The sequence below is a fragment of the Marinobacter sp. B-12 genome (assembly GCF_056857915.1).
Genome location: NZ_JBSXOB010000063.1, coordinates 90,977 through 104,248, shown reverse-complemented (window position 1 = coordinate 104,248; position 13,272 = coordinate 90,977). Strand labels below are relative to the sequence as shown.

The following is a 13,272-nucleotide window of genomic DNA, read 5'->3' as shown; positions in this document are numbered from 1 at the left end:
GCAGCGTACTCATAAACATCTAACTCTCCCGGTCTGGCGCCACCAGCAGAAGAAACTGGCGACATCCAAATCAGTTGACAATCGCCTTCACTTTGTGATGTTATCACCAGTAACAATGTTACTGGTGATAACTTATGGCTGACAGCCCAACCCCGCTCAAAACCAATTACCACCACGGCGACCTGCCCCAACAGGCTCATGAACTGGCGCTGGAAGTCCTGCGTGAACATGGCGATGCGGCCATCAGTCTGCGAGCCCTGGCAAAGCAAATCGGGGTCAGTGCCCCTGCCCTGTACCGACATTTCATTGACCGGGACAGCCTGCTCGCAGAACTGGCCGTGACCGGATTCGAGGCTCTGCGGGAACGACTGCTCGCCGTCGATCAAAGTAACCCCAGGCGGGCACTGATTGATATCGGCCTGGTTTACGTATCATTCGCCCGGGACGAACCCAACCTGTACCGGCTGATGTTTGGCGGGCGGGTGCTGCCCAAAGGTATTCATCCGCGCCTGGACATAGCCGGCAAAGGGGCTTTCCAGGTCCTGGAAGACACCATTGCACAAGCGCAAGCGGCCGGTTACGTCAAACCCATTTCGTTATCACTGATGACCGCCGCCGCCTGGTCCCTGGTGCACGGCCTGTCCCAGCTGTCTATCGACGGGCACCTGCCCAGCACGAAAGCGGAACCTCACCTGACCGAAGGTGTTGTCACTCTCCTACTCGATGGCTCTATTGCTGAAAACAAACAACACAAAAAGGACACCACATCATGAGTAGCCCCAAACCCAGTACTATCCGTGTCGGGCGCCGCTATCGCGCCAATCGTCTTGACGGCCCCTACGACGCCATTGTTATCGGCTCCGGTATTGGCGGGCTGACCACAGCGGCCTGCATGAGCAAACTGGGCAAGAAAGTGGTGGTGTTCGAACAGCACTACACCGCCGGGGGCTTTACACACAGCTACGATCGCAACGGCTACGAATGGGATGTAGGTGTGCATTACATTGGGGATGTGGGTGCGGACCACACCCTGAGCAAACGCCTGTTCGACCACATTACCGACGGGCAGCTGAAGTGGGCGCCCATGGACAGCCACTTTGACCGCATCTTTATTGGTAATCGCCACGTGGATCTTGTCGCCGGCCCGGACGCATTCAAAGCGGAGTTGAAGAAGGAGTTTCCCGGCGAGGAGCAGGCCATAGACACCTACCTGGATTATCTGCGGCAAGTGGCCAAAGCCATGCCGGGGCTGGTGATCGGCAAAGTACTTCCGGACCTGGCCGCCGGGCCCCTGCGCAAGCTGGTCGACCGCACAGCACCCGCATTCCTCAACAAGCCCACACGAGAAGTTCTGGAAGACCTGACCAACAATCAGGAACTGATCGCGGTGCTTACCGGCCAATGGGGCGACAACGGCCTGCCACCCGAAGAATCCAGTTTCATCATCCACGCCCTGATTGCCCGCCACTACCTGTACGGCGGCTACTACCCCATCGGCGGTGCCTCGGAAATGGCAAAGACCATTATTCCAGTCATCCAGCAGAGCGGCGGAGAAGTGTTCACCTACGCCGACGTGAAAGAAATCCTGATCGAAAAAGGCAAGGCCGTGGGTGTGCGCATGGCAGACGGCGAGGATGTTCGTGCCCCGCTGGTGATCAGCAATGCCGGCGTGTTCAACACCTTCGACAAACTGCTGCCGGAAACCGCGCCCCACCGGGACTATTACCAGGAAAAGCTGAAAACCGTGGAACGCTCCATGGCCAGCAACTGCCTGTACATCGGCCTGGAAGATACCGCCGAGAACCTGAAGCTGCCAAAGACCAACTACTGGATCTATCCGGGTACCAACTATGAGAAACAGGTCAGCGACTTTGTGGCCTCGCCGGATGAACACGACATTCCGCTGACGTACATCTCGTTCCCGTCCGCCAAAGACCCAAGCTTTGCCGAGCGCTACCCAGGCCGCGCCACGATCGAGATCGTGGCCCCCGGGCCGTATGACTGGTACGAGGATTGGGCCGACGAGACCTGGGGCAAGCGTGGCGACGAGTACGAGGCGAAGAAAGAAGCCTATGCCCAGCGGCTACTGGCCAAGCTGTATGAGAAGTTCCCTCATCTGGAAGGCAAGGTGGATTACTCCGAGCTGTCCACGCCGCTGTCTACCGATTACTTCTGCCGCTACAGCAAGGGCGAGATCTACGGCCTGAACCACACTCCCAGCCGCTTTGAGCAGGACTGGCTGAAGCCCAAGACCCGCATTCCCGGCCTGTACCTGACCGGCCAGGACGTGATGACCTGCGGCGTGGCCGGGGCAATGATCGGTGGGTTACTGGCGACCGTGGCGGTCAGTGGCCTGAAGGGGTTGCCATTGGCGAAGAGGATGTTTGTGGGGTAAGTCCTCACTCACAACATTCCAGCAACCGCGTGGCATGCTCCCGTAACGCATCCTTGAGCCCATCCGGCTTGAGGATGGTAAATCGAAACGGAAGTTGCGCCAGCCACCAGGCAAACCACTCGAAACTGTCAGTCTGAGTGGTCAGCAGCAGGCCATCATCACGCTGTTCGAACCCCTCCGCACAGGAGGAATGAAAACCAAACACGGCTGAGGCCGATTCACGGTCCGTATGGAGCACCAGCGACACCTCGTGGGTGCGCCCCCAGGACAGGAAGCTCTCACTCAGGAAATCCGCCGCATCGAAATCCGGTGGCCGCTGAAAAGTGGCCGTTAACAGGTGGACATGGCTGATGCGGTCCAGCCGGAACGAGCGCATGGCCTGGCGGAGATGGCAAAAGCCAGTGAGGTACCAGCGCCCCTGACGGAACACCAGACCGTAGGGATCAACGCTGCGGTCGATCCCGCCATGATCCGGAGAGTGGTAGGTAAACCCCACCGAGCGCATCGCTTCCGTGGCAACGGTCAGGGTTTGCAGGGCACGGTCGTCCAGGTTGGGCTCGCCCCGCGGCAGGATCACCCGGGTGGTGTCGCTGACGCCGCGTACCCGTTTTTTCAGGTTGGCAGGCATCACCCGTTCCAGCTTCGCCTGTACGCTGGCAATGGCCGGCGCGGCATCCGCCAGCCCAAGCTGTCGGGCCGCCAGCAGCCCGAGGGAGATCGCCAGGGTTTCCTCATCGGTGAACATCATCGGCGGCAATTTGAAGCCGGCCACCAGCCGGTATCCACCATAACGCCCCTGCTCGGTCATCACCGGAATGCCCAGTTCTTCGAGCACCGTGATGTAGCGCCGGATAGTGCGCCGATCCACACCCAGCCGCTCCGCCAGCTCGGCTCCGCCGATCTGTCCGTGGGTTTGCAACAACTCCAGCACGGTTAACACGCGGGTCGTGGGACCAGACATCGTGACCATCCTCCTGGCAGTTTTTCCGATTTTTTACATTAAAAATGCATCTTCCCATTTATATAGGACAGATATTCACCTATTTCCACATTAATCTGATCTCGCAGTAACCCATCCCCTTGAAAACACAAGCTTGAAAAGGAGATCAGCATGTCGGAACTCACCTTTTACACCCACCCCATGTCACGCGGCCGTGTTGTGCGCTGGATGCTGGAAGAAGTTGGTATTCCCTACACCGTCGAGACGATGGACTTCGGCCCGGACATGAAAACCCCGGAATACCTGGCCATCAACCCGATGGGCAAGGTGCCCGCCATCAAACACGACGGTACCATCGTGACTGAAGTGGCGGCCATCTGCGCTTACCTCGCGGACCAGTTCCCGGACAGGAAGCTCGCCCCACCGTCAGGCTCTGCGGAACGCGGCGCCTACTATCGCTGGCTGTTTTTCATGGCGGGCCCCTTCGAGATGGCCACCAGTGCCCTGGCCCACGGCTGGAAGATCGACAGTAGCAACGCCCAGTCCGTCGGTTGCGGCCACGTGGAAAACAGCATCAATACTTTGGAGAAAGTGCTGGGCAGGACTCCGTACATCTGTGGCGATACGTTCAGTGCGGCGGATGTGCTGGTCAGCAGTTACCTGTGGTGGGAAACCATGCAGAAGAACATTCCGCCAAACAGGGTGTTCCAGGAGTACATCCAGCGCACGGAAAGCCGGCCAGCGGCCAAGCGTGCCAATGAGTTGGATGACGCACTGTTGGAGTCAATGAAATCCGCCATAGCCTGACCCTCAGGCGGTAGCAGTCGGCGATACTGAGCACAATCCACCGGGTACGTTCAGTACCCAATCGCGGATGGCCAGTATCGTCGGGTCCTGCCGGCGGCTTTCCGGGTACACCAGATAGAAAGGCTTACCTTCAAGCTCCGGGCCGAAGGGCTGCACCAGCCGCCCTTCGGCTAACTCATCCTCGATCAACGGCCGGCTCATCAGTGCCACGCCCTGGCCACCCACGGCAGCGGAGATCGCATGGGTTTCGTCTGAAAACACCAATCCAGCGCTGACATCCAGGCCGGATAGCTCCGCCAGCTTCTGCCAGCCGGCCCAATCCAATGGCGTTATCGACGCATGTTGGGGACGGAAATGAATCAATGGGTGGTTTCGCAGGTCTTCAGGCCGTTTCAGCCCAAGGTGGGGGCTGCAAGCTGGTATAAACGTGTTATCGAACAGTTTCTCCGCGACTAAACCCGGCCAATGGCCATCCCCATAGCGAATGGCAAGATCCGCCGTCACCCCGTCCAGAGCCACCGGTTCGTGGGAAGCGTGGATGCGCAGGTCAATGTCCGGATGGCTGTCCCGCAACATGCACACCCAGGACAGTAGCCAACGCACCGCTACAGCCGGCGTGGTCGACAGAGTAACTGCCTGGCGCGACGGCACTGCCTTCAATCGCTCGATGGCGTTGCCGATGTTGTCGAAGGCAGCTCCCAGAACCTCCTGCAATTCTCGCCCTTTAGGCGTCAGCAACAGTTGCCGGGGTTTGCGAACGAACAGTTCCACCCCAAGCGCTTCCTCAAGCCCACGAATCTGATGACTAATCGCCGTGGCGGTCACCGACAATTCTTGAGCAGCCTGCTTGGCACTCTCATGGCGGGCAGCCGCCTCGAAGGCTCGCAAGGCGGACAGCGAAGGCAGGCGCCGGGGATTCATGGATGAATACACCTCATCTATAGGCACAAAAAATCATCGTTTGTGAGCCTGAAAGTATGGATTTAGGCTTAATTATCTGTCAACCACAGATGAATTTATCTCACAACAGACTGGAGCCCGATATGACTCACATCCTGCAACTCGACGCCTCTGCCCGCCCTGGCCGCGCCGGCACCCACGAACACGGCTCCCACAGCCGCAGCCTGACCCACCGGTTCGTTTCCCGGTGGCAGGCCCGACGCCCCGGCGATACCGTGACCCACCGAGATATCGGTGACACACCGCCTTCCTTCATTGATCAGCGATGGATACAGGCGGCCTTTGCTCCACCCGAAAAGCACGAGCCCTGGATGAACGACACACTGGCGGAAAGCGACCAACTGATTGATGAACTGGTCGCCGCGGACATCCTGGTCATTGGTGCGCCGCTCTATAATTTTGGTATGCCCGCGGCTCTGAAGGCCTGGGTGGACCAGATCGTTCGCATGGGCCGGACCGTGGAGTACGACCCATCCACCCCCGAAGCCCCTTTCACAGCACTGCTGGCAGACCGCCCCCGCCATGCGGTTATCCTGTCTTCCCGCGGCGGGGTTGGATTTGAACCTGGGGGCGAGCTGGCACATATGAATCACCTGGAGCCAAGCCTGACCACCGTGCTTGAGTTTATCGGTATTACCAACCTGCACAGCATTGCTGTTGAAAATCAGGAGGAAGGCGGTGATGTGTTGGCGCAATCCGTTGCTGAGGCAGAACGGCGGGTGGATGAATTGGTGATGCAGTTGCAGGGGTCACTCACAAAGGCCGCACCTGCAATGACATCATCATCACTGGTAGGCTCTGTGTAATCGCCAACAAGGACATTCCATGCTCTGCTTCAGCTATGGCTCCAACATGTCGCAACGACGACTCAAGGCCAGGGTTCCATCGGCCCGGTTCATAGCTGTGGCAGAACTCCCCGCTCACCGGCTCCGCTTCCACAAATCCGCCGGGGACGGTTCTGCCAAATGCAACGCGTAGGAAACCGGCCCGTCGGGAAAACGGCCTTCCGGCAGACTACATTGCGCAGATTGAAGCCGTGGAGTCCATAGATGATCCGAAGCCCGAACGACACGCCCGGGAGCTGTCGATTTACAGCAACCCATAAGTTGCTGTTTGCTTATACCCCCTACCGATCCGGCAATGCGTAATACCAGGCCCAATCCAGCCTCTTCCACTGTAGTGCCCTGAATGTTCGAGGCAAAGATTCAACGTTCCTTTGTCGAGCTTTCCTGGCCATTTGACGAGACAGGCAAATACCGTATCAATTTTCGGAAGCTTCGTTTCTCGATCGAGGGGGACTACACTGGCCTCTATAACTGCCCTCGACGCGCCTGTTGTTAAATCCATTACCAGGCAGCGTATACGACGGAATCAGGGAAAACGGAAAAGGAGCTGACCATTGGATCTCGCCCAGGCTTCATTGCAACTTGATGCCGCCCTGGCAGACTTTGCCCGCGCCCGTAGTGCGTCGCCACAAGCCTCCAGCCTGGGGTTGTTGGAACGTGCGCGTCTTTTGATGACCCTGCCGGGGGGCTTCGATGTCCTGTACCGCCGGGTTCGCGCTCTGGAATCAGCTGGCATCTTCGGCGCCAGTGACTGGTCAAAACCCGCCATTCTACAACCCGCCCTGGCCAAGCACTCACTGCGTGAAGCCGGCGCCGTCACTACGGTTGTCGAGGCCATCAGTGAAATTCGCCTGCTGGCGGTGGTGCGCGGCGACTATTTTCACCCGGGTATTTCCTCAGAGCAGGCTCGGCATTTCCTCACCCAGGTGATGGCCCTGAACCTGGATCTGCTGTCTGGCAACCTCAATGAAGCGGACCGCGAACGGCCCAAACAACTCGGCCCCCTCGTTCTGGGGCTATACCAGTACCTGATATCCCACCTTGGCTACGAAAACCTGCTGGACAGCCTGGTGGCTGAGGTGTGGCGGCTGCTGGAACAAGGACCTGTGCAGGTGGACAGCATCTGCGACATGATTGGCCAGATCGCCAAATGCCTGTATGACCCGGAACTGAAAACCACAGGCACCGCCGACGCCACCCGCCTGGTGAGGGCGCTGTTTGCACCCACGCCCGGTAGCCGTGAAGATCCCGGATTGGACCTGTACCAGCTACGCCTGGCCAAAATGGACGACGTTGAGCTGTCCGCGGAAGCCAGCGAGTTTGCTCGCAACATGCACGATACCGGGCTGGCGTCGCCCTATCACGCGGTATTTTTGCGGTTTCTGCGCACCAGCGACGAGGAAGAGCTCATCCCCACCGCCCTGGGGCTGACGATGACCGGGCTGGATGATTTCTATTGTTACAACCAACTCGTGGATGCGCTGATTGATGAAGCCATCCATCCGGAAACCTGTCAGGCGGTCTACGGGCTGACCATGATGTTGGAGCGGGGTTCGTTGTTCACCCCACCCGTCGCTCAGGCCCTGTGGCGGCAGATCAAGCTCAAATTATCGGCGGAAACCGAGCAGGCGCTGTCAGAAACGTTCGGTGATGAGATTCCACCAAGAGTTTTCCTGTTGGCCGGCGTGCTCAACCTGTTGGGCCAGCCACTGGGCGTTGGGCAGGGCAACAACCCCAGTTGCCAGTCCGCCATCGGGCTATCCATGTGGGCCGCCAACGAGGCTGACTACCTGCTCCAGGTACTGACCTGGGCCGCCCGCGACAACGAGGTGCTGAGCCGATTTGAAGGGTGGGAAGTGTCGTCCAAGAATCTGGAACCGGGGTTGATCAAGGACACCCCCGTCGACGTAGACCCGGTATCACTGATCCTGATTCCCCACCTGGACCGGATCTATGGTGAGATGTGGCGGCGCTGTGAAGACCGGGACGATGACGCCCATCGCTGGATCAACCCGGAATTCTATGGCTGGTGGGTAAGCCATGGTTTCAAGGTGGTAGCGGACATCCATACCGGGGAGGTGCAGGACTACGAGGGCTTTGTTCGCCATTTCTACGCGAGCTACCATCCTTATTACAATGGCAACATACCCGTTATTCATCACCAGCCTGCCGGAATTGCCGTTACAGACAGCGCCGCCCGATTTGTGGGGCGACATGCCATCACCATCCTGCGGGTTGCGCTCAGCCCCAGCAACGAGATGCGGGTGTACTTCTTCAATCCCAACAACGATAGCGGGCAGGACTGGGGCCAGGGCATCACCTGCTCAACGCGAGGACACGGAGAAATCCGGGGTGAGGCATCCCTGCCCGTGGCAGAATTCACGTCCCGCCTTTACGCCTTTCACTACGACACCCTCGAACTTGGCGACCTGGCGGCCATACCCGAGACCGAAGTGGCCCGGGTCATGGAGCTGGGATATGGCAGTTGGGCGGCCAGTGACGACTAACTCATGTTCTTGCGCATGAAGTTCTGGATTTCCCCCACAATGCCCGAGCGGAAGGCCATCACCGTCAGCACGAAGATACCGCCAAGGATGGGGTCTACCCAGTCACCCAACGGCCCCTGGGCCAGCTGATATTCCAGGTTCACCACGAAGGTGGCACCGACCACCGGGCCCAGCAACGTGCCAGTGCCACCCAGAAGCGTCATCAGGATGACTTCGCCGGACATGTGCCAGTGGGCGTCGTTGAGGGACGCGAGCTGGAACACCACGGTTTTCACCGATCCGGCCAGGCCGGCCAGGCTTGCCGAAATCACGAAGGCGAGCAGCTTGTAGCGATCCACGTTGTAGCCAAGGGACACCGCCCGTGGCTCGTTCTGCTTGATCGCCTTGAGCACCTGCCCGAAGGGGGAACCGACGATGCGTTGCACCACCAGATAGCCTCCCAGGAAGACAGCCAGCACGAAGTAGTACATGGCGTAATTGTTACTCAGGTCAACGAGGCCGAAAAGATGACCGCGGGGTACGCCATGCATGCCGTCCTCGCCACCGGTAAAGGGCGCCTGCACGAAGAAGAAGTAGACCAGTTGCGCCAGCGCCAGGGTGATCATCGCGAAATAGATACCCTGACGGCGTATGGCTACAACTCCGAAGCCCAGCCCCAACACCGTCGCCGCGACTGTGCCCGCGATAATCCCCATTTCGGTTGTCAGACCGGAGAAATTCGAGAGCAGGTAACCGGTGGTGTATGAACCCGCAGCCAGGAACGCTGCGTGCCCGAATGACAGCAGGCCGGTGTAGCCCAACAGAAGGTTGAACGCCACTGCGAACAGGGCGAAGCACAGGATTTTCATCAGGAACACGGGGTACATCACCGCCGGTGCCAGCAGGAGCAGCACCAGCAGCACAAGATTCAGTATCTGTTTCTTGCGTTGCTCGGACTTCTGTTGCTGAACGATACTTTGCTGGATATCTGTCTGCGTGGTTGCGTTCGCCATGACTATGCCTCCTTACCAAACAGGCCCGACGGGCGAATCAACAGGACAACCACCATCACCAGGAAGATCACGGCTGCCGACCCTTCCGGGTAGAACACCTTAGTGAACCCTTCCACGACACCCATCATCAGGCCGGTAATTACCGCGCCGGCGATGGAGCCCATGCCGCCGATGACGACCACGGCAAACACCACAATGAGTATGTTGGAACCCATCACCGGCGACACCGAGTAAATGGGTGCGGCAAGCGCACCGGCGAACGCGGCGAGCATGACACCAAAACCGTAGGTGAGGCTGATCAGCAGTGGCACATTGATGCCAAACCCCTGCATCAGTTGGGAATCTTCCGTGCCTGCCCGCAGGTAGGAGCCAAGCCGGGTTTTCTCAATCATGAACCAGGTTGCGAAGCACACCAGCAAGGCTGCCACGATGACCCAGGCACGATAGTAGGGAAGGAACATGAACCCGAGGTTCATACCACCTCTGAACATCTCCGGCATGGAATAGCGCAGGCCGGAAACGCCATAAATATTGGTCAGAACACCTTGAAGGATCAGCGCAATCCCGAAGGTCAACAACAGGCTGTAGATGTGATCCTGGCCCGCGATGCGGCGCAACAGGAAGTATTCCAGCAGAATGCCGAAACAGCCCACGATCACGGGCGCGACGAAGAGCGCTACCCAGTAGTTGACGCCGAAGGCATCAAAAATCAGTACGGTACACATGGCACCGAGCATGTACATGGCGCCATGGGCGAAATTAATAATTTTTAGCAGGCCAAATATAACTGCCAGGCCGAGGCTCAGCAGAGCATAAAAGGCGCCATTGATCACCCCGAGCATCAACTGGCCAGACAGCACGGCCACGGGGACTCCCAAAATCTCGGTCATGTTACAAACTCCAAAAGCAGCGCAACGGATCGTATTCGCAAGTTGCGTGTCTGCAGGTCAGTGGCCGCCCCGCCGGTACTGCCGGATAGCGCGGGACGGCCCAGTCGGTCAGAACATCAGTTTTGGGTTACGAGCTTGCACTTGCTCTCAGACAGCGGGCGATACGCCTCGTCCCCTGGGATGGTGCGTACGATGTCATACAGGTCCCACTCGCTCTTGGACTCTTCGGGCGTTTTCACTTGCGCCAGGTACATGTCGTGAACCATGCGGCCGTCCTCACGAATGAAGCCGTTCTTGGCAAACATATCGTTGATCGGCGTATCCATCATCTGCTTGCGTACCGTTTGGGCGGCATCCGATCCGGTGGCCTTGACGGCGTTCAGGTACTGCATGGTGCTGGAGTAGATACCAGCGTGAACCATGGTGGGACGAACGCCGGTTTTCTCCATGAAACGGTCAGACCAGGCACGGGTTTCGTCGTTCATGTTCCAGTACCAGCCGGTGGTCAGCTGAATGCCCTGGGCAGACTGAGCACCCAGTGCGTGAACGTCGGTCAGGAACAACAGCAGCGCTGCCAGGGTCTGGCCGGACTGGGTCAGGCCGAATTCACCGGCGGTGGTGATGGCATTGGTGGTGTCTGCACCGGCGTTTGCCAGGGCCACCACGTCAGCACCTGAGGACTGCGCCTGCAGGATAAAGGACGAGAAGTCAGAGGTCGGGAACGGGTGACGTACCGCCTGCATCACTTCACCACCATTTTCTTCCACCACACGGGTTACGTCGCCTTCCAGCGCGTGACCGAAGGCGTAGTCAGCGGTCAGGATAAACCAGCTCTTGCCACCTTCTTTAACCACCGCGCTTGCGGTACCGTTGGCCAGCGGGTAGGTGTCGTACACGTAGTGGATATGGTTCGGCGTGCAGTGCTCGTTGGTAATGCTGGACGCGGCAGAACCGGAGACGATGCCCAGCTTGTCGTTTTCTTCCAGGATGTTGCTGACGGCAATGGTGACCGAAGAGGCAACCAGGCCGGCAATCAAGTCAACGTTCTCGTTCTCCACCCAGCGCCGGGCGGTGCTGGAAGCTGAGTCCGGGCTGTTCCGATCATCCGCGCTGACCACTTCGATCTTGGCGCCATTGACCGTGCCACCGAAGTCAGCGATAGCCATTTCGAGGGCGGTCTGGCCATTTGGTCCGGCCAGGTCACGGTAGGTGCCGGACATGTCGGCCAGGTAACCGATTTTGACGGTGTTGTCGGATATCTCAGCCTGGGCAGCACCCACAAACATGGCTGATGCAATCGCTGATGTCAGAAGCTTTTTGGTGATTGTCATTGTTGTTTCTCCGCTACTGTCGTTGCGTTGGTTTTCGGGTTTCGTTCTTATTGCTCTTGTTGCACTCTCGTTTTCACTCTCTGGCCTGAGCGTTATACACCCAGGTACTTGTCCAGCATCGACTGCTTGGCCTCAAGCTCGTCGGCGCCGATCTCCTCCACAATCTGGCCGTGTTCCATCACGTAGTGACGGTCCGCCAGGGGTGCGGCGAAATGGAAATTCTGCTCAACCAGAACAATCGTCAGGCCTTTCTCTTTCAGCTTGACCAACACCTCGCCCAGTGTTTCAACGATCACCGGTGCCAGGCCTTCGGTGATTTCGTCCAGCAACAGCATGTTGGCACCGGTTCTCAGGATCCGGGCCATCGCCAGCATCTGCTGCTCACCGCCAGAAAGTTTGGTGCCAGGGCTGGTACGGCGTTCGTACAGGTTGGGGAACATGGAGAAAATTTCCTCCAAGCCCATGCCGCCACTTCGGACGACGGGCGGAAGTGTCAGGTTTTCCATGACATTGAGCCCGGAAAAAATGCCCCGGTGTTCGGGGCAATACCCTACTCCCAACCTTGCAATGTGGTGAGGCGCACAGGACATGGTTTCCTCACCGTTGATCATGATGGAACCGGTACGCCGGCCCACCATATTCATAATCGCTTTCAGGGTTGTGCTGCGGCCGGCACCATTGCGGCCCAGCAGCGTGACCAACTCCCCGCGCTGAACTTCCATATCAATGCCATGGAGAATGTGTGATTCTCCGTAAAACGCGTGTAGCCCAGAGATTCGAAGCTGTTCGTACTCTTTTGGATGCGCCTGTGTCATTCCGCCGCCTCCTGCTTTTTAGTGGCGGTGCCACCCATATACACTTCGCGAACTCGTGGGTCGTCGGAAACCTGCTGGTAGTCCCCTTCGGTCAACACAGAACCCTGGGCCAGCACCGTTACCCGATCGCATAGCTTGCTGACCACACCCAGGTTGTGCTCCACCATTAACACCGTGCGGCCTTGAGCGGCTTTGCGTACCAGTTCAACGACCCGATCCACGTCTTCACTGCCCATTCCCTGGGTGGGCTCGTCCAGCAACAGCAACTCCGGCTCCATGGCCAGGGTGGTAGCCAGTTCCAGGGCACGCTTACGACCATAGGCAAGTTCGACGGTGGTGGTGTTGGCAAATTCAGTCAGCCCGACACTGTCCAGCAGTTCCATACAACGCTCATTGAGCTTGTTAAGGGATTCGCCGGATTTCCAGAAGCGGAAGGAGTTGCCTTCAAAACTCTGCAGGGCGACGCGAATGTTCTCAAGCGCCGTCATATGGGGGAAAACCGCCGAGATCTGAAAGGAACGGACCACGCCTTTGCGGGCAATAGCCGCCGATTTCATCGAGGTGATGTCCTCACCCTTGAACAGGATCTTGCCGCGTGTGGGAATCAGGAACTTGGTGAGCAGGTTGAATACCGTGGTCTTGCCCGCGCCATTGGGGCCGATCAGGGCGTGTATGTGGCCACTCTGCACCTTCAGGTTAACGTCGTCGACCGCCACAAAGCCCTTGAACTCTTTGACGAGGCTTTGGGTTTCCAGAACGAACGGGTCACTCATGAGCCATTCTACCTTTT

General features: G+C 58.3%; 12 protein-coding genes. 5 read left to right on the top strand and 7 right to left on the bottom strand.

What is annotated here, in order from left to right; all coding sequences use genetic code 11:
• Window positions 1-134: 134 nt before the first annotated feature.
• Together AC13D2_RS18165 and AC13D2_RS18160 are read left to right on the top strand one after the other, a co-directional pair.
• Window positions 135-773: a TetR/AcrR family transcriptional regulator gene (locus AC13D2_RS18165; RefSeq protein ID WP_420390228.1), complete on the top strand. Its 639-nt coding sequence runs from the start codon at window positions 135-137 to the stop codon at window positions 771-773.
• The gene (locus tag AC13D2_RS18160) at window positions 770-2,395 is read left to right on the top strand and encodes a phytoene desaturase family protein (protein ID WP_482938991.1); all 1,626 of its coding nucleotides are present in this window, start codon (window positions 770-772) and stop codon (window positions 2,393-2,395) included. The genes AC13D2_RS18165 and AC13D2_RS18160 overlap by 4 nt, the downstream gene beginning before the upstream one ends.
• A 4-nt stretch (window positions 2,396-2,399) precedes the next feature.
• On the opposite strand, the gene AC13D2_RS18155 is transcribed toward AC13D2_RS18160, so the two are convergent.
• Entirely contained in the window at window positions 2,400-3,356 is a 957-nt protein-coding gene (locus AC13D2_RS18155; protein ID WP_421911908.1) for a helix-turn-helix transcriptional regulator, read from the bottom strand.
• A 150-nt stretch (window positions 3,357-3,506) separates the two neighbouring features.
• On the opposite strand from AC13D2_RS18155, the gene AC13D2_RS18150 reads away from it, so the two are divergent.
• Window positions 3,507-4,142, top strand: a complete 636-nt coding sequence (locus AC13D2_RS18150; RefSeq protein ID WP_300493774.1) for a glutathione S-transferase family protein — start codon at window positions 3,507-3,509, stop codon at window positions 4,140-4,142.
• 3 nt (window positions 4,143-4,145) lie between these two features.
• Here AC13D2_RS18150 and gcvA read toward each other — a convergent pair whose 3' ends face one another.
• The gene (gene gcvA / locus AC13D2_RS18145; protein WP_292046434.1) at window positions 4,146-5,063 is read right to left on the bottom strand and encodes a transcriptional regulator GcvA; all 918 of its coding nucleotides are present in this window, start codon (window positions 5,061-5,063) and stop codon (window positions 4,146-4,148) included.
• Between the two features lie 122 nt (window positions 5,064-5,185).
• Between gcvA and AC13D2_RS18140 the strand changes: the two genes are divergently transcribed.
• Both AC13D2_RS18140 and AC13D2_RS18135 read left to right on the top strand, forming a co-directional pair.
• Window positions 5,186-5,908 (top strand): FMN-dependent NADH-azoreductase, encoded by a 723-nt coding sequence (locus AC13D2_RS18140; protein WP_300493773.1) that lies wholly within the window; start codon window positions 5,186-5,188, stop codon window positions 5,906-5,908.
• Between the two features lie 593 nt (window positions 5,909-6,501).
• Window positions 6,502-8,454, top strand: coding sequence for a hypothetical protein (locus AC13D2_RS18135; RefSeq protein WP_292046438.1), 1,953 nt, complete (start codon window positions 6,502-6,504; stop codon window positions 8,452-8,454).
• On the opposite strand, the gene AC13D2_RS18130 is transcribed toward AC13D2_RS18135, so the two are convergent.
• The 5 genes from AC13D2_RS18130 to AC13D2_RS18110 form a co-directional block, all read right to left on the bottom strand.
• Window positions 8,451-9,446, bottom strand: coding sequence for a branched-chain amino acid ABC transporter permease (locus tag AC13D2_RS18130; RefSeq protein ID WP_482938990.1), 996 nt, complete (start codon window positions 9,444-9,446; stop codon window positions 8,451-8,453). The two genes, AC13D2_RS18135 and AC13D2_RS18130, sit on opposite strands and share 4 nt — an antisense overlap.
• A gap of 2 nt (window positions 9,447-9,448) precedes the next feature.
• Window positions 9,449-10,336, bottom strand: coding sequence for a branched-chain amino acid ABC transporter permease (locus tag AC13D2_RS18125; RefSeq protein ID WP_007154552.1), 888 nt, complete (start codon window positions 10,334-10,336; stop codon window positions 9,449-9,451).
• 116 nt (window positions 10,337-10,452) lie between these two features.
• The gene (locus tag AC13D2_RS18120) at window positions 10,453-11,667 is read right to left on the bottom strand and encodes an ABC transporter substrate-binding protein (RefSeq protein ID WP_300493766.1); all 1,215 of its coding nucleotides are present in this window, start codon (window positions 11,665-11,667) and stop codon (window positions 10,453-10,455) included.
• Window positions 11,668-11,759: 92 nt separating this feature from the next.
• Window positions 11,760-12,482, bottom strand: coding sequence for an ABC transporter ATP-binding protein (locus tag AC13D2_RS18115; RefSeq protein WP_300493763.1), 723 nt, complete (start codon window positions 12,480-12,482; stop codon window positions 11,760-11,762).
• A complete protein-coding gene (locus AC13D2_RS18110) occupies window positions 12,479-13,255 on the bottom strand; it encodes an ABC transporter ATP-binding protein (RefSeq protein ID WP_288076263.1) in 777 nt (258 codons plus the stop codon). The genes AC13D2_RS18115 and AC13D2_RS18110 overlap by 4 nt, the downstream gene beginning before the upstream one ends.
• Between the last annotated feature and the right edge of the window lie 17 nt (window positions 13,256-13,272).